The 15,957-nt window shown below is 63.3% G+C and carries 15 protein-coding genes; 1 reads left to right on the top strand and 14 read right to left on the bottom strand.

The window, feature by feature from the left end:
• Nucleotides 1-28 precede the first annotated feature (28 nt).
• From H281_RS0132770 to H281_RS0132760, 3 genes are all read right to left on the bottom strand, one after another.
• Nucleotides 29-1,357, bottom strand: a complete 1,329-nt coding sequence (locus H281_RS0132770) for an MFS transporter (RefSeq protein ID WP_020071359.1) — start codon at nucleotides 1,355-1,357, stop codon at nucleotides 29-31.
• Nucleotides 1,358-1,433: 76 nt separating this feature from the next.
• The gene (locus tag H281_RS0132765) at nucleotides 1,434-2,183 is read right to left on the bottom strand and encodes an SDR family NAD(P)-dependent oxidoreductase (protein ID WP_020071358.1); all 750 of its coding nucleotides are present in this window, start codon (nucleotides 2,181-2,183) and stop codon (nucleotides 1,434-1,436) included.
• A gap of 209 nt (nucleotides 2,184-2,392) precedes the next feature.
• Nucleotides 2,393-3,289 (bottom strand): LysR substrate-binding domain-containing protein, encoded by an 897-nt coding sequence (locus H281_RS0132760; protein WP_027805144.1) that lies wholly within the window; start codon nucleotides 3,287-3,289, stop codon nucleotides 2,393-2,395.
• A 255-nt stretch (nucleotides 3,290-3,544) separates the two neighbouring features.
• On the opposite strand from H281_RS0132760, the gene H281_RS0132750 reads away from it, so the two are divergent.
• The gene (locus tag H281_RS0132750) at nucleotides 3,545-3,748 is read left to right on the top strand and encodes a hypothetical protein (RefSeq protein WP_227471264.1); all 204 of its coding nucleotides are present in this window, start codon (nucleotides 3,545-3,547) and stop codon (nucleotides 3,746-3,748) included.
• A gap of 44 nt (nucleotides 3,749-3,792) precedes the next feature.
• Here the strand turns inward: H281_RS0132750 and H281_RS0132745 are convergent, their stop codons facing one another.
• From H281_RS0132745 to cpaB, 11 genes are all read right to left on the bottom strand, one after another.
• Nucleotides 3,793-5,622 carry an ABC transporter ATP-binding protein gene (locus H281_RS0132745; protein WP_020071355.1) on the bottom strand — a complete coding sequence of 610 codons (1,830 nt, stop codon included), beginning with the start codon at nucleotides 5,620-5,622 and terminating at the stop codon, nucleotides 3,793-3,795.
• Nucleotides 5,623-5,751: 129 nt separating this feature from the next.
• A complete protein-coding gene (locus tag H281_RS0132740) occupies nucleotides 5,752-6,333 on the bottom strand; it encodes a DUF3005 domain-containing protein (RefSeq protein ID WP_020071354.1) in 582 nt (193 codons plus the stop codon).
• Between the two features lie 252 nt (nucleotides 6,334-6,585).
• Nucleotides 6,586-7,638, bottom strand: a complete 1,053-nt coding sequence (locus tag H281_RS0132735; protein WP_027805143.1) for a TadG family pilus assembly protein — start codon at nucleotides 7,636-7,638, stop codon at nucleotides 6,586-6,588.
• Between the two features lie 59 nt (nucleotides 7,639-7,697).
• The gene (locus H281_RS0132730; RefSeq protein WP_020071352.1) at nucleotides 7,698-8,174 is read right to left on the bottom strand and encodes a TadE/TadG family type IV pilus assembly protein; all 477 of its coding nucleotides are present in this window, start codon (nucleotides 8,172-8,174) and stop codon (nucleotides 7,698-7,700) included.
• A gap of 63 nt (nucleotides 8,175-8,237) precedes the next feature.
• Nucleotides 8,238-9,194: a type II secretion system F family protein gene (locus tag H281_RS0132725; RefSeq protein WP_020071351.1), complete on the bottom strand. Its 957-nt coding sequence runs from the start codon at nucleotides 9,192-9,194 to the stop codon at nucleotides 8,238-8,240.
• A 40-nt stretch (nucleotides 9,195-9,234) separates the two neighbouring features.
• Nucleotides 9,235-10,218: a type II secretion system F family protein gene (locus H281_RS0132720; RefSeq protein WP_020071350.1), complete on the bottom strand. Its 984-nt coding sequence runs from the start codon at nucleotides 10,216-10,218 to the stop codon at nucleotides 9,235-9,237.
• 41 nt (nucleotides 10,219-10,259) lie between these two features.
• Complete coding sequence (locus H281_RS0132715; protein ID WP_020071349.1) at nucleotides 10,260-11,627, bottom strand: CpaF family protein; 1,368 nt, start codon at nucleotides 11,625-11,627, stop codon at nucleotides 10,260-10,262.
• A 19-nt stretch (nucleotides 11,628-11,646) separates the two neighbouring features.
• Entirely contained in the window at nucleotides 11,647-12,858 is a 1,212-nt protein-coding gene (locus H281_RS0132710; RefSeq protein ID WP_027805142.1) for an AAA family ATPase, read from the bottom strand.
• A 72-nt stretch (nucleotides 12,859-12,930) separates the two neighbouring features.
• The gene (locus H281_RS0132705) at nucleotides 12,931-13,281 is read right to left on the bottom strand and encodes a hypothetical protein (protein WP_020071347.1); all 351 of its coding nucleotides are present in this window, start codon (nucleotides 13,279-13,281) and stop codon (nucleotides 12,931-12,933) included.
• Between the two features lie 21 nt (nucleotides 13,282-13,302).
• A complete protein-coding gene (locus tag H281_RS35140; RefSeq protein ID WP_084690239.1) occupies nucleotides 13,303-15,030 on the bottom strand; it encodes a type II and III secretion system protein family protein in 1,728 nt (575 codons plus the stop codon).
• A gap of 78 nt (nucleotides 15,031-15,108) precedes the next feature.
• The gene (gene cpaB, locus H281_RS0132695) at nucleotides 15,109-15,945 is read right to left on the bottom strand and encodes a Flp pilus assembly protein CpaB (protein WP_020071345.1); all 837 of its coding nucleotides are present in this window, start codon (nucleotides 15,943-15,945) and stop codon (nucleotides 15,109-15,111) included.
• Nucleotides 15,946-15,957 lie beyond the last annotated feature (12 nt).

Below are 15,957 nucleotides of genomic sequence, written 5' to 3'. Positions count from 1 at the left end.
GAGGTTTAAGCGGAATAGTTGGAAAAGGTCAGCGGTTCACGGATTTCGCGGGCACGAGGAAGACCAGACATGCGCCGAGCGTCACCGCCACCGAGATGAAGATCAGTCCCGCCGTCGAGCGGCCAGTCATGTCGTTGAGCCAGCCCACGATGGCGGGCGAAAAGAAGCCCGCAAGATTGGCGAAGCAGTTCACAGCCGCGATGCCGGCTGCGGCAGACATGCCGCCGAGCAGCGCCGTGGGCAGCGACCAGAACTGCGACGACGACGCGAGGATGCCGGCAGCCGCGATGCTCAAACACACGATCGACGCCGGCACACTGCCGAGCGTAGGCAGGACCGCAAACCCCGCTGCCGCGATCAGCATTGGAATGGCCAGGTGAAGTCTGCGTTCGCGTCGGCGGTCGGCGCTCATGCCGATCAGCGGCAGCGCGACAATCGCGCAAAGATAAGGAATCGCGGTGAACACACCCACCCACAGCGGATCGGCGACGCCTGATTTACGGATGATCGTCGGCAGCCAGAAAGTCAGCCCGTACTGACCGAGCACGACGCAGAAATAAATCGCTGCCATCAGCCACAAGCGACGGTCGCCAATGAACGAGCGAATCGAAATATGGGCAGTGGTGTGCACGTTATCGCCGGCGACATTGCGTGCCAGCAGATTCTTCTCCGACTCGGTGAGCCACTTTGCTTTGGCGATGCCGTCGTCGAGATACAGAAGAATCGCGACTCCAAGCACGAGCGACGGCAGAGCCTCGAGCATGAACAGCCACTTCCAGCCGGCCATATTCATTGCGCCGTGGAGCGAATGCATGATCCAGCCCGACAGCGGACCGCCGACTATGCCCGCAAGCGGAATCGCCATGAAAAAGAGCGACAACGCCTTGGCTCTGCGGGCAGCGGGAAACCAGTACGTCAGATAAAGAATGACGCCAGGCGCAAAACCCGCTTCTGCAACGCCAAGCAAAAAGCGCAAAACATAAAACGCGGTGGGCGACTTCACGAAGACGAACGACGCGGAAATCACCGCCCACGTCAGCATGATTCGCGCGAGCCATTTGCGCGCGCCGACACGGTGAAGCACCAGATTGCTCGGCACCTCGAAAAGAAAGTAACCGAGAAAAAAGATGCCCGCGCCCATGCCGTAGACGGTCTCGCTAAAGCGCAGATCGTTCAGCATCTGCAGCTTCGCAAAGCCGACGTTGACGCGATCCAGATACGCGCCGAGATAGCACAGCATCAGAAACGGAATCAGCCTGCGGCTTACCTTGGCGTAGGTGCGCGATTCGAAGCTCGTCGCGTCTGAGTGCGCCAACACTTCGCCGTCGATAGCAGAAGCGGTGTATTTCGATTTCATGTTTGTCTCCTTCCATGGGCCCCGGGTTCGCCCGGGTGCCAGGAACACAGCGCCGCCTCATGGGCGAGCGCTGTCGTCAATGAATGAGCATGCCGCCGTTGACGTCGAGCGTGACGCCCGTCAGATACGTCGAGAGATCGCTCACGAGAAAAAGGCACGCGTTCGCGACATCGGCGGCGTCGCCCAGTCTGCCGAGCGGAATGCCTTTGATGATGTCCACGCGCATTTCCGCAGTCAGCTTGTCGCCGGTGATGTCGGTCTGGATGAGCCCCGGCGTGATCGAGTTGACGCGGATGCTGTCGGGGCCGAATTCGCGGGCCATTGCACGCGCAAGACCGAGCACACCGGCTTTCGCCGCGCTGTAATGCGGGCCGCCGAAAATGCCGCCGCCGCGTTGCGCCGAGACAGAAGACATGCACACGATGCTGCCGCGCTTCTGCTCCTTCATTGCAGGCAGTACGGCTTGCGACATATAGAGCGTGCCGCGCAGATTCACATCGACGATTGCGTCGAAACCTTCGGCGCTAATGTCTAGCGTGCGTACTGGCTGCGTGATGCCGGCGTTGTTGACGAGTCCGTCTATGCGCCCATAACGTTCGAGCGTGGCGGTTGCGGCTTGCACGCATGCAGCTTTATTGGTGACGTCGCAAGCAAGGCCGAGATGTGCCGCGCCCAGATCGGCGGCGGCCGCTTTCGCGTCTTCTTCGCGCAGATCGAGAATCACGACGCGCGCACCCTGGGCGGCCAGTGCCTTCGCCGTCGCCTTGCCGATTCCTCGCGGGGAAGCCGCGCCCGTGACGATAACCACCTTGTTCTCGAGCAGCATCACTTGTCTCCTGAATGTTGATGTGATGGAGCCAGTGTCCGGCACGCCGCGCGTGGCATCAACGCAGTACGGCTCAACTATGCTTGAGAAATTTTCAGGTGTTCGGGAGGGCGGACGCGACGCTTGCTGCGCGCGGGTTGGCGGCCTGCGAAGCAATCCGCCGAATGAGCAGGGTGCTGGAATACCCTGGTGTCGATCTGCCGGTGTTTTTAAGCCGCGCGTTCTCTCTGACCGATTTCCCGGTCGATCCACGCGATGAATCGCGCAACCCGTGGCAACTCCGCATTCTGCGGCGGGCACACCAGATGATGCGCGCCGACCTCGACCGCATGCGAGTGATCGAACACCGGCACGAGCGCGCCTTCCTTGATCCGTACCGACGCGAGCATCAGACTTTCGAGCGCGATGCCGAGTCCGAGCGCCGCCGTTTCGAGCGACATGTACGAGCGGTCGAACGAGAAATCGAACGTCTTGTGCGCGGCGGAGACGCCGGTACGCCCGAACCATTGCTTCCACTGAACAAGCGGCGTTTCCGAGTAGATCAGACGATGGGCGAGCAGATCTTCCGGCGTATTCACCGGGTGGCTCCGCAAATAGGCCGGCGACGCCAGCGGCGCAATGAACTCGTTGCGCAGCGTCCGCACTTCGAGATCACGCCAGTTCGCATAACCGTGACGAATGTCGATGTCGTAATAGCCGCTCGTGAACGACACATCTTCGTATGAGCATGCGAGGTTCAGCTGAATGTCCCCGTTCGCTTCCTGAAACGATGCGAGCCGCGGCAGCAGCCACATCAGCCCGAAGCTGGGGCTCGAATGCACGCGCAGAATGTCGACCTCGGTGCGGCTCGACGCGCGCTCGGTCGCGCGGCTCAGGTCCGCAAGAGAACCCGTGACGTCCGACAGATAGCGCTCGCCTGTCGGCGTAAGCACGAGGCCCCGGCCCGAGCGGTAGAACAGCGTCTGGCCGATGATCGACTCCAGATTGCTGATCTGATGACTCACCGCCGAAGCGGTCAGCCCAAGCTCCTCCGACGCACGATTGACACTCCCAGTTCGAGCCACGCTCTCAAAAGCGATGATGGCTTTGACGGGTGGTATGCGCATGGTGAAGTCTTCTCAGTGCGGTTGTGAAGTGTTCCGATGCTGGCCATGCGAAGGCAAGCACAGTAGTGCGGTAAACCATGAACGCTCTGGCGCAACGCAGCGAGCGCGCAAGACGCACCCCGATTATCCGTCAATTGTCGGTGACTGCTTCGCCGGTACGCGCTTTGCTGGATCGATGCAGGCGACGAAGCGGACCTGCGATCGCCGGCGGCAACGGCATGGAGGCGTGGCATGGGATGTGGCGCGAAAGGTGTCATGACGCTCGGGCAGGAAACAGATATTGCCGGCGAGGAAATGCTGAACATGCAGCACCTGGAAGCGAGCCCGGACGGCAAGTACGTTTTGCTCGTCGAAACGGAGCGCTCCGAATGGGGTATTCAACAGCAGACCAGTTACCGGATGCCCGCGAAGCGTCTCGTCGAGTTGATCAGGACACAAGGCGAGCGCATGGACGGCTAGCCCTTGCCGCGAAGTCGTTTGAATGCGGCAGGGGCGCGGGCAGGTCAGTTCAGCGTAGGGGCGGGGGTGCGCCGGCCGTGGCGCGCCAGCGTATCGCGATAGATGCCCGGCACTTGGGCAAGTTGCGCGGGTGTGCCTTCCTGAACGACGCGGCCGCGGTTCATCACGATGATCCGGTCGAACGACTGCAACGTCGACAGCCTGTGCGCGATCGCGATCACCGTGCGATTCTGCATGAGACGTTCGAGCGCGGCCTGAATGACGATTTCCGAAGCGGTGTCGAGCGCCGAGGTCGCCTCGTCGAGGAGAAGTATCGGCGAGTCCTTCAGGATTGCACGCGCAATTGCGACGCGCTGGCGCTGTCCGCCGGAGAGCTTCGCGCCGCGGTCGCCGGCTATCGTGTTCAAGCCGTCAGGCAATGCCCCGATGAAATCCATGCAGCTGGCGTCTTCGCATGCGCGCCTCACGTCGGCTTCGCTTGCATCGGGGCAGCCATAGCGGATGTTGTCGAGCAACGAGCGATGAAGCAGCGTGACGTCTTGCGGCACCACCGAGATCGCCGCTTGCAGGCTTTCCAGCGTCACTTGCGAGATGTCCTGGCCGGAAATGCGTACGCATCCGGTGGCCGGCTCGTAGAAGTGCTGAAGCAGCGCGAGCACCGTCGATTTCCCCGCGCCGGACGGTCCGACCAGTCCCACGCGTTCCCCTGCCTGGATGTGCAGCGTCAACTCGTTCAATACCGGCCTGCGGCCCGGATAAGCGAACGAGACGTTGTCGAAATCGACTGTCGCTTCGCGCACCGCGAGCGGTATTGCTTTGGGCGGTTCCGGCATCGAATAGGGCGTCAGCAAAGTTTGCGATGCTTCCGCGAGGCGCGCCACGTGCTGCGTTAAATCGACGAATGCCACCGCCACATCGCGCGAACCATGCAGAATCGAAAAGCCCAGAGAGCCCACGAGGACCACGTCGCCGGTGCTCGCTCTACCTTGCGTCCAAAGCCACACGGTCCAGCCGAGCACGCCCGCCGACAGCACCACGGTGGCGAACGCATGCAGCAGGCGGAGCTTCTCCAGATACAGCAGACTGCGCTTGCGCGCAACGGCCTCGGCTTCGAGATGGCCGTCGAAGCGCCGTTGCTCCGCGTTGACCGCGCTGAACGCACGCACGAGCCCCATGTTGCCGATTACATCGACCAGTTCGCCGTCTACGGAAGCCGCCTGGCTCGCGAACGCCTCGTGCCGCGACGTGCCCTTGCGCGCGAGCCAGAACAGACACGCGCTGAGGGCTGCCGAAACGGCGACGAGCGCGACGCTCATCGGAACGCTCACGGTGGCCACCATCACGATCGCGCCGATCACGGTCAGCGTCGGCGGCAAGGCGGTCCATGCCACCGTGTTTTCGATGATGTACACCGCGTTCGCCGTGGCCGACACACGGCTGGATAAAACGCCCGGCTGTTTGTCCGCGAAAAACGAAGGTGCATGTCCCGTCAGATACTCGAACATGTCCTGGCGGATGTCGCCCGTCACGCGCACGAATGCGCGTGCCGCGACCCAGCCGGCGACGCGCCACATCAGGTTGTCCGCGAAAATGAGGCCGACGAGCACGGCAAACGCGTACTCGACCGTCTGGGGATGCGCGCGCCCTTGCGGCAGCGCGTCGATCAGATTGCGGATACCGTATTGCGACGCGAGCGCGAAGCCGACCGCGGCCACGACGCTGACGAGCATGATGACGTGAGCCACTTTGTGACGCGCGACATAGCGCCAGATGAGACGAACCGGCCGACCCGCATAGCGGGATAAAACGCGTGAGCGCCGCCGCCCGCGCACGCGGCTAGCGCGACTCCGATCGCTCCGATCGACGAGTTCCATGGTGCCTTCCCGAACTGGTGCGCCGGCAGGCGACAGCGGTGTGCTTCCGGGGAGGGAGGCGCGCCATGTGTCCGGCGAAAACGCTGCGCAAGGTCCATGCCTTGCGCAGTCCCGCCGGATTACCGCAGCTTACGTTCGCTCGTTGCCGCTTGCCCTGCGGGCGTCGAACTGTATGACGTGTTCTGCGAGCGAGCCGTTCCTTCGCTCGATGTAAACAGTGCCGCGATACGACACTTGCCAGCCGTCGCGCGCCGCAATCAGCGGCATGTTTCCGCCGGCGCGGCTGTCTATGCCGCCCAGGCCCATTGCGGGCGCGGGAACGTTGTTTTCGAGCGTCGCATTCGACGAGATGACGTTGTCGTGCCACGGCGACAGTCCTCGCTTTGCTTCAAGACCTTTGCCGTCGGTATCGACGGTGTTATCCGTTGACGCCGTGTTGGCCGCGTCCACCGAGACCGTGCGGCTGCTCGCCCGGTGCACGGGGTCGGGCGAATCGGCGGTCAGCGCGTCGAGATCGATAGGCGGCAGATTCTGCGCGTTGTCGTGGCGCCCCGTCGGCTCGGCCGCGCCGGCGTTACTTGAGCTGCCGAACTCTTTCGCCTGCGTATGAGCGTCTGGAGAAGCCGTTCCGGCTGCAGGGGTATGCACCGGACTCTTTGCGGCCATTTCGTTCTGCTGTTTCTGCGTGGGATTGTCTTCCGCGTTTTGCATGTCGCTACTCCTGCCGTTGGGGACTCCGCGGTCGGGGTGCGCAATGTCTGCCGCTCTTTCCATTCCGCGAAGTCCGCTGCAACCCTCGTGTAAACGCATCGTATGAAAGGGTTACTTGAAGCGTTGAAAAAAATGACCGGCGCCGGTCTCGCGGACGACCTATGTCGCCGCGATGGCGGGCGCCAGGCTATACAGTCGCAGCGAACGTTCCCGGCAGGTGGATTCGCGGCGTGCGAGGCATGGCCAAGTTCGCTAGTTGGCGAGACTCGGCGCTGTGACGGCGCCGTAATACGTCGCGGCGCCGGAGCCTCCGCTAGCCGACGGCGCCTTGTAGCCCGCAATGAGATGGCCGTAAATGTACGGGTTGCTGCCGTTCACCGAACCGTCGATATGAAAAGGCGCGAACCCGACGATGGGCACGGGGCTGCCCGTATTGAGGGTGTTGACCACCGGCAGCAGAACATCGGCGGGAGCAGGCACCGAGTTGTAGATCGAATTCTTAACACCGGATTGAATCCATGTCGTATCGCCGATATTGAGCGGCAGTGGATTGCCGTTGGCGATCAGATTGCGGATCGATGTCACGTCCTGAACGTTGTACTGAAACGACGTCCATTGCCCGGAGCCCACGCTCGCCGCGCAGCCGGCATAGTGGTAAGTCGATCCTATGCTGAACTCCTGAGGGCGGCCGGTCGCGGGATCGTTCACCGGTTGTCCCGTCGCTGCATTCCAGTAGGCCGTATAGAGGCACTTCGAGATGGCTGTCGGAAAAAGTGCGCCGGGCGCGGCGTAGCCCGGCGCCGAGATGACCGCCACAGCCGTTGCGCTGATCGGCATTGTGTTGATGCCGATGATAGGCGCCAGCACGAGCGGGAGCGGTCCGCCGTTCTGCCCGGCCGCACGGCTTACCGTCACTCGCACGGCAGGTCTGTCGTAGGCGCCCGGCGAGGGCACAGGCAGCGACTGCAAGCCGGCGGGTGTGCCCGTCACGTTCCAGTAGCCGCTCTGAACCTGGGCCGTCAGCAGTAGCGAGCCTTCGGTCCGGTTTAGCGTGATCGCGGACTGGGCTTTCATTTCCGCCTGCGTCCAGTTCGGGGTCGCGTAGTTCGGCCCGAGCGCTCCAGCGCCGGCAAGCGCCGCCGCATCGGCAGCGTTCTGCAGTTCGTTGCGCACGACCCACGCGCGGCCCAGGTCTACCGCGAGCGCAGTCGTGCCGATCAGTACGGTCAGGCACAGCGCGGTCATCACCGCTACGGCGCCGCGTTGCCGGTTCCGCGCCGGCGCAGGATTTCTTCGGGGTCTCATGTGAACCTCCATCGCGTGTGGATTGCGCCGGGCAGTGGCGGCCTGCCGGTTGCGCGTCGTTATTCGTAGTTCATCGTGGTGATGGCGGTGATGGGCACCGAGCCCACCAGTTGACTGACGATCGTGCCGAGCCCCACGCCGCTATACGAATAGGTGAGCGTGACTTTGAGCGGCTGACCGGTCGTCGTGCCCGACGATTGATCTACGGCCACGCTCACCGGCGACGGCGACGCGCCAAAGCTGATCAGATACGTCGACGCATAGTTCTGCGCGACAGTGGTGATCTGAGCGGCCGTGAGTGGCGGTACCTTGTACATCACGCCGGCGCGTGCAGCTTCGCGGCTCGCATTGGTGATCACCGCCTTGTCGTACAGCGCAATGCTGAACTCGACCATGCCGAACACGATCAGCAACAGCAGAGGCAGGACGAGTCCGAACTCGACCGCCGCGACGCCCGCCTCGCGGCGCCGCCCGCGTCTGCGCGAGGCCGGGCGCGTTTCGGAAAATGATGAAAAGTGCGTTGTTTTATGGCTCATTTCTCGTCCCCTGTGCGCGTTGTTGTTTTCAACCAATGCGTGCGCCGCGTGCCGATGAACGCGTCACGTGCCGAGCGTCGGCAGCAAAATGCGGTAGATGTGGATGAACGCCGGTCCCATCAGCACCGTCATCAATGCGGGGAAGATGCAGAAGATCAGCGGGAACAACAGCTTCAATGCGATCTTGGCGGCGCGTTCCTCTGCGCGCATTCTGCGGCGCGTGCGAAGCGTGTCGGACATCACGCGCAACGAAGCGCCGATGCTCGTACCGAAGCGATCCGCTTGCACCAGCATCGAAGCGAAGTTGTCGACGTCCTCGACACCCGTGCGCAACGCGAGGTTGCGCAGCGCCTTTTCCTTCGTGAAGCCGGAACGCAGTTCGAGCAGCATCAATTGCAGTTCGCTTGCGACTTCGGGACTTGCGAGCTGCATTTCGTTGGCTACTCGCATCAGCGCGGCGTCCATACCGAGGCCCGCTTCCACGCAAACCGTCAGCAGATCGAGCGCGTCCGGGAAGCCTTCGACAATCGCGCGCTGACGCCGCACACGGCAGCGCGCCAATATGATGTTCGGCGTGTAGTAGCCGATCGCCGCGAGTATGGCGAGGATCGTTGCGCTCACAGCGTACTGTCCGTTGACAACCGGCGTGCGCATCAATGCGACGAGGCCGACAAGCGGCAGCAGCAGCGCGAGCACGGTCTTCGCCGCGAAATAGAGCCCGGCCGCTGTCGATGAACGCCAGCCCGCGTTCATCAAACGCAGCCGTAACGGCGAGTCTTCCCAGCCGTCCTTTGGAATGGACAGTTGCGAGATCGGCCGCGAAATCTCCGCGATTTTCTCGGCCCATCCCGAGCCGGCTGAAGACTGCGTTTGCCGCGATATCGACACGCCTCCGGCCTGCTGGATGCGGCGCTGCATATCCTTTGGCGTCATCCACCACATGAGCGCGACCACGCCGGCGAATGTGGCGACGAACACGCCGCCGAGCAGCAACAGGGTCCCTGAATCGAGCGTTTCCATCGTGACTCTCCAAGTGGGTTCTCTTCACGCACGGCCGGCGTTATACGCGAATCCGCACGATCCGCCGCATCCACAGCACGCCGAACAGCATCGACACGAACACCGATTCGATGACCTTGAGCCCGGCGGGATCTTCCCAGAGCACCGAGAGAAAGCTCGGGTTCAACAGATTCATCGCGCCCGCCGCTGCGAACGGCAATAGTCCGATGATCCATGCGGACAGGCGCCCTTCGGCGGACAGCACGCGCACCTGATCGAACAGACGCAGCCGGTCGCGAACCAGCGACGCAATGCTGTCGAGAATCTCTGCGAGATTGCCGCCGGTCTCGCGCTGGATCAGCACCGCGATCACGAAGTAGCGCAGATCGCGAACCGGCACGCGCGTTGCAAGATTGAGCAGTGCTTCGTTCATCGTGACGCCGTAATTGATTTCATCGAAGACGGTACGGAACTCGCAGCCCGTCGGTTCGGCGAACTCGTTGCCGAGCATTCCGATGGCGCTTGAAAACGAATGGCCCGCTCGCAATGCGCGGCTGATCATGTCGGCGGCCTCGGGCAACTGCCGCTCGAGAACACGCAGACGCCTCGCGCGGGCGCGCAGCACGCGCAGTGTTGGGAACGCGAGGGCCGCCGCGACGGCGAGCACCATGACGAGCGTCGGCACCGGCACTGGAGAGAAACTGGCCGCGAGCAATACGACAACAACGGCCGCCACGCTGTGCATCACGAGCCGCCCGACCGTGTGGCTCAACCCCGACTGAACGACGATCCGGTCGATCGCGTGGATGCGCGGCACGCGCAACATCAGCGCATGGAGCGGCGCGGAGTTGCTGAGCATGCGCTCCTTCAGGATGGACAGGCGCTCGCCGTGCACATGCGCGCCCGCCGACAGCGCTCTGATCCGTTGATCGAGGCGTCGCGCGGCGGGCCCATGATGGCTGTTCCACCATTGATACACCCCTTCTATACCGAGGACCACCGCAACGAACAGCAGGAAAGCGAAGGCGTAAAAGATCGGATTCATAGATGCCTCACAAAGATGAGCCGCGTGCGCAGCGCCGACCGTTACGCCGTATCGAAGCGCCGGGCCGGATCGTAGAGCTGGTCGGGCAGCGCAATGCCGAACGCCTGCAACCGCTCGGTGAATTTCGGTCTTACGCCGGTCGCGCAGAAGTGGCCGCGTACCGTGCCGTTCTGATCGATGCCCGTTCGTTTGAACGTGAAAATCTCCTGCATATTCACCATCTCGCCTTCCATGCCCGTCAATTCCTGAATGCTGACGACCTTGCGCCGGCCGTCGGTCAAGCGGGCCACCTGGACCACCACCGAGATCGCGGACGAAATCTGCTGGCGCAGATTCTTCGGCGACAGCGCAAGGCCGGCAAGGCTGATCATGTTTTCGAGGCGCGTCAGTGCGTCGCGCGGCGTATTGGCGTGAATTGTCGCGAGCGATCCTTCGTGGCCGGTGTTCATCGCATTGAGCATGTCGAGCGCTTCCGCGCCGCGTACTTCGCCGAGGATGATGCGATCCGGCCGCATCCGCAGCGCGTTGCGCACGAGCGTGCGTTGGGTGACTTCGCCGCGTCCCTCGACATTCGGCGGCCGCGTTTCCAGACGCAGCACGTGCTGCTGCCGCAGTTGCAACTCAGCCGCGTCTTCGATCGTTACCACGCGCTCGCCTTCGGGAATGAAGCCCGACAGAATGTTGAGCAGCGTGGTCTTGCCGCTGCCCGTTCCGCCCGACACCAGCACGTTGACCTTTGCCCGCGTGAGCGCATCGAGCAGTTCGGCCATGGGCGGCGTGAGGCTTTGCGACGCCACCAGGTCGCTCATCTGCAGCGGGTTCACTGCGAACCGCCGGATCGACATGAGCGGTCCGTCCACGGCGGAAGGCGGAATGATCGCGTTGACGCGCGAGCCGTCAGGCAGGCGCGCGTCGACCATCGGACTCGATTCGTCGATGCGGCGCCCGACTCGCGAGACGATCTTCTCGATCACCTTCATCAGGTGCGCGTCGTCGTAGAAGGTCACGTCCGTGAGTTCCAGCCGTCCCCCACGCTCGACGTATGTCGTGCGGTACGTGTTGACCAGAATGTCCGATACGCTCGGGTCGCGCAGCAGCGCTTCGAGCGGACCGAAACCGAACATCTCGTCGTGGATGTCGGTCATCAACTGCCTGCGTTCGAGGTCGTTGACCGGTGCCTTGTCTTCTTCGAGGATGCGCCCGATCAGCCCGCCGATTTCCTGACGCACCTGCTCGGCCGGCAGCCGCGCGAGACGTTCCAGTTCGACCCGATCGAGCACGGCTTCGTGAACCTTGCGTTTGAGCGTCTGGTAAGCGGCTCGCGCGAGACCGAGAGGCGCGCGCATGCCCGCCTGGCGTTCCGGCAGCGCATGGACCGTTTGTGACGACATCTGTTCGCGTAGTGACATGAGATTCTCCTGGCTGACGTTATGACGCCGTCGACTGCCGCTGCGTGGCCGAGCGGCCGAACAGCCGGGCGAGCAACGGGTCATCGCGCTTCTTCTGCGGGACGACGCCTGTCGACTGATTGACGATGCTTTGTGCGAGCGCCTGTATGCTGCGCGTGAGCGCGCTGTTGCGCGCATTTTTCAGCAACGGCTCACCGAGGTTGACGGCCTCGGCCGCCGCTTGCGGATCGTCGGCGATCAGATGCGAAGGACGCCTGCCGAGCACCTGTTCGAGCGCGCTCGCGGCTCGCTCGTCGTGGCGGCGGTGCCGGTTCAATAGCAGGCGCATCCTGTCGGGCGAATACGCGAGCGACACGAGCATCTCCTGCAGACGGCGGCCCGCGCGCACATACGGCATGCTTGCCTGAAGCACCAGGTGAATCTCGGCGCTGCGATCGAGCGCGACGATGGACAGCGCATTGATGCTCTGGCCGAGATCGAACAGCACGACGTCGTAACGCGGCGCGGCAACGCCAAGAATCCATTCAAGCTGCTCTTCATGAATATCGAGCGCCTTCAACGGATCGCCTGCGCCGGCCAGCACATGAAAGCCGGGCGTGACGTGCGTGAGCGACGCATCGAGAAACGCGGCGTCGATGCGTTCGATCTGCGCGCAGATTTGCGGCAACGTCGACGGCGGCTCCTGATCGCTCACGAGAAACGCGGCGTCGGCGAACATCTGGTTCAGGTCGACGAGCAGCACCCGCTTGCCGTGCAGCGTCGCGATCGCGTGACCCACGTTCGCCGCGATCAGGCTCGTGCCTGCGCCGCCCTTGCACGAAATGAACGACACCATATGCGTTTCTTGGCGAGCCTCGTCGGCGTGCGGGGCCATGGCACGCTGCACGGCGGCGCCGAGCGCGCGTGCGTCGAGCGGCCAGTTCAGCACGTCGCGAACGCCCGCGCGCATCGCGGCGATCAGCGTGTCGGGCGACGTCTGCGGCAACAGCAACAGACACGTGAGGCGCGGATAGCGGTGCACCAGCAGGTTGACCGAATCGAGTTCGGCGCGCTCGATCGACGCCGCGTCGATGATCAGCACGTCGAACGCATCGAGACTGTCGCCGCGCTCCAGCAACGTGGAGGGTGCGCCTTGCATGCGGGTCGTCGTGCAATTGCCGCAGTCAGTGACGAAGCGAACGACCTCGGACATTCGGCCCGTGTGCTCGGAGTTGATGAGGATATTGATCATGATGTTGTCGTCCGCGGAATCGTTGCCGGGTTGGCCCTGCGACGGCTCGCGCCGTTGCAAGGCTCACGTTGCCTACTCGCCGTTTGCAGGCGAAGGCATGGCCGCGCCCGCGCCCGCGCCCGCACCGCCGGCCGAGCTGCGGCCCACGCCGATCACAAATGCATTGGCGGACGTTGTCGGTGCCTTCAGCGACGCGTTGTAGTTCGACATCGCCGCGACCGCAGCCTTGCCGTCCACGCCCATCGTCGACGGATTTTTGGAGGCCGCGTCCGGGTCGATGATCTGGGCCTCGGTGTAGCTGCGCACCGATTCGCCGAAGTGCCGGTCGAAGTCGGGCGTCGTCGACATGCAGCCGTTGAGCGCGAGGCACGCCGGCAGGAGTAACGCAGCCCAGCGCAAGGAGGAAATGGTGTGGTTTGTCATGACGTTCTCCGAGGGGTTGCGTTAGTTGTGAGCAGCAATTTGCGCGGCTTTCGCCTCAGGCAGCGGTGTGCTCGCCGCTGCCTGATTCGGCACCATGGCGGAGACGGGCGGCTCGGCGGCGGGAACGACTGCAGGAACCTGCGGTTGCGACGGTGCCGGAGCCATCGCCGGGGACGGCGCAGGGGCAGGCATCGGCGGCGCGGGCTTGTTGTCGACAGCCGGATCGCGGCCTTCCATGTTGCCCATCAGATAAACGTCGGCCTCGTTCGGCGTCTTCAGGCGGTCGGTGGGCAGCGGCAGATTCGCCGCCGTTTGCAACGGCTTCACGAGGTGCGGCGTGATGATGAACACGAGTTCGGTGCGGTCCTGCTGATACGACGTGCTTCTGAAGAGCGCGCCCAACACCGGTACTTCGCCGACACCCGGAATGGCCTTCAACGTGCCCGACGCGTTGTTCTTGATCAGGCCGCCAATCGCGAAAGTCTCTCCATCGTTCATCTGCACCGTCGTGGAAGCGCGGCGCGTGGTGATCAGCGGCAAGATCGTCAGATTGTTGGTATTCGTCGCACCCACGGTGACGCCGGTGGACGACAGCTCCGACACTTCCGGCGCCACCTTCAGGTTGATGCGGCCGCCGGCGAGTACAGTCGGCGTGAACTTCAGGCCGACGCCGAATTCCTCTTCCTGCAAGACGATGGTCGCCACGCCGTTCAGGTTGCTTTGCGGAATCGGAATAAAAACCTTGCCGCCTGCGAGGAATGTCGCCTCCTGCCCGCTCAACGTGACGAGATTTGGTTCGGCCAGAATCTTCACGAGGTTATCGCCGTGCTGTCCGTCGATCGCGACATTGAATGGCCGGTTATTCGCCTTGTTCACGTCGACGATGCTCGACACGCCCGCGAGCAGGCTGCTGATCAACGCGCCGCTCCACGAGCCGAAGCCGCCCTGAATGTTCATTGCCGAGCCCAACTGGTTAAGCACGGTCTTCGACACTTCAGCGACCTTTACTTCGAGCATCACCTGTTGCGGCGAGTCGACGCTCATCATGTTGAGCACGGTCGCGGCCTTGGCGTTGCCATTCGACGCGCCGTTGGCTGCTGGCAGCGAACTCCGTGCGTATGCTTTTGCGATTTCCTGTGCCTGATTGGCGGCCTGTGCATTCGATACGCGGCCGGCGAGCACGAGGTCTCCCGCGACCGTCGAGACGCGGATGTTCGGCTCATCGGGCATGAGTTGCGACAGCGAAGTCTGCAGGCCGCCGGAATCCGCGTTCACTACCACGTTGATGACCTCGCACGCGCCGCTCTTGCCTTGCACGATCATGTTGGTGGTGCCGACCGCCATCCCGACCACGTACAGCGTTTGCGGCGACACCATGGTGGCCTGCGCGATCGACGGATTGCCCAGCGTGCGATTGCGCACCGGTTCCGCGGTGTGCATCAGCGTCGACTTGCCGATTGGCACTACCACCGTGCTCTGCTCGTTCTGCGTGCGGCTGCATGCAGGACCGCGGGCGGCGGCGCTTTGCATTGCGCTGGCAGGCTGTGCCGCCGTGGGATTCATGCTGATGGTCATTTGCACTGGACCGCGCGGCATGGGCACGGCAACGCCTTTGCCGGACATGCCCGGATCGAGCGCTTCCTGGGCGTGCACCGCCTGCGTCCCGAGCAGCGATGCACATATCGTTGTGGTCAGCAACGCGGCGCGCATCCCGCAGCCGTTCATGAGTTTCCGTTGACTCGATTTCATTTCTTTATCTCCCCGTAGCCCCGTTGCGAGCGAACTGTCGTGCGCGACACGCGGCGGCATTGCCCGACTGTTATGTGATCAAAAGCATTCCTGACTACCTTGCGTTCCGGACAGCACGCCGACGCAGTCGCGCTTCGGCGCAGGGCGGGCCGTGTATTTGACGCGAGCGGGCGCCGCCGCGACAACGGGCGCGGATGCCGGCGCGGCGGGCCTGCCTAGCAGCGTGACCTTGGTCGCGCCGCCGGTGGGCAACGCGCGGTCGTCGATCTGGTTGCGCAGCACCAACGACAGGCTGCCGACGCTGCGCGCGAGATCGAGTTTTTCGGCCTGGTCAGGCGTCACTTCGAGCGTGACTGCGTTGACGACCTTGGGCTGCGTGTCGTCGCGGCTGACCTGCTGCGCGACGGCAAGCACGAGAATCTTTTCGAGGACGATCTTCGAGATGCTCTGCTGCGGGTCAGAGTTCTTCGCTTCGGGTTCCTGAGTGTTGACGATCACGTCCACATAGTTGCCGGGCAGTGCAAAACCCGCCACACCCACGACATCGTTCACGCGCACCGTGATCGCACGCCTGCCTTCGCCGATCACCGCCGAGAGCCCGCCCTTGGTGCCTTGCGGAGCGAGCTTCGATTCGATCACCGGCTCGCCGGGTTCGAGGCTCGTGCGCACTACGCGCCCGTCAAGTGCTTTGGCATCCTTGAACGCGCCGGGCGGGACGCTTGCGGACGGCCAGTTCACCGTGCGGATCATGTTCGGATTCAGCGGCTGCCCGAGACTCACTTCGGCGGTGGCCACCGCAACCGGCGTGACGGCCGACGACGACGCCTGCAGCAACCATCGCGACGCGAAACCGACGGCGGCAAGACCCGCGAGCAGAGCCATTCCTAACATCACAATTGCGCGACTGGTCTTCATGTTGATACTCCT

Source organism: Paraburkholderia caledonica (assembly GCF_000383275.1).
Classification (GTDB): Bacteria; Pseudomonadota; Gammaproteobacteria; order Burkholderiales; family Burkholderiaceae; genus Paraburkholderia; species Paraburkholderia caledonica.
Note: the sequence above shows the minus strand (reverse complement) of the source record. Positions and strands in the feature narration are given on the sequence as shown.

Coding starts and splice junctions, on each gene's coding strand:
- cpaB (WP_020071345.1), bottom strand. CDS start 15,945: ATGAAGACCAGTCGCGCAATTGTGATGTTAGGAATGGCTCTGCTCGCG.
- H281_RS0132725 (WP_020071351.1), bottom strand. CDS start 9,194: ATGGAAACGCTCGATTCAGGGACCCTGTTGCTGCTCGGCGGCGTGTTC.
- H281_RS0132730 (WP_020071352.1), bottom strand. CDS start 8,174: ATGAGCCATAAAACAACGCACTTTTCATCATTTTCCGAAACGCGCCCG.
- H281_RS35140 (WP_084690239.1), bottom strand. CDS start 15,030: ATGAAATCGAGTCAACGGAAACTCATGAACGGCTGCGGGATGCGCGCC.
- H281_RS0132765 (WP_020071358.1), bottom strand. CDS start 2,183: ATGCTGCTCGAGAACAAGGTGGTTATCGTCACGGGCGCGGCTTCCCCG.
- H281_RS0132720 (WP_020071350.1), bottom strand. CDS start 10,218: ATGAATCCGATCTTTTACGCCTTCGCTTTCCTGCTGTTCGTTGCGGTG.
- H281_RS0132710 (WP_027805142.1), bottom strand. CDS start 12,858: ATGATCAATATCCTCATCAACTCCGAGCACACGGGCCGAATGTCCGAG.
- H281_RS0132745 (WP_020071355.1), bottom strand. CDS start 5,622: ATGGAACTCGTCGATCGGAGCGATCGGAGTCGCGCTAGCCGCGTGCGC.
- H281_RS0132715 (WP_020071349.1), bottom strand. CDS start 11,627: ATGTCACTACGCGAACAGATGTCGTCACAAACGGTCCATGCGCTGCCG.
- H281_RS0132705 (WP_020071347.1), bottom strand. CDS start 13,281: ATGACAAACCACACCATTTCCTCCTTGCGCTGGGCTGCGTTACTCCTG.
- H281_RS0132750 (WP_227471264.1), top strand. CDS start 3,545: ATGACGCTCGGGCAGGAAACAGATATTGCCGGCGAGGAAATGCTGAAC.
- H281_RS0132740 (WP_020071354.1), bottom strand. CDS start 6,333: ATGCAAAACGCGGAAGACAATCCCACGCAGAAACAGCAGAACGAAATG.
- H281_RS0132760 (WP_027805144.1), bottom strand. CDS start 3,289: ATGCGCATACCACCCGTCAAAGCCATCATCGCTTTTGAGAGCGTGGCT.
- H281_RS0132735 (WP_027805143.1), bottom strand. CDS start 7,638: ATGAGACCCCGAAGAAATCCTGCGCCGGCGCGGAACCGGCAACGCGGC.
- H281_RS0132770 (WP_020071359.1), bottom strand. CDS start 1,357: ATGAAATCGAAATACACCGCTTCTGCTATCGACGGCGAAGTGTTGGCG.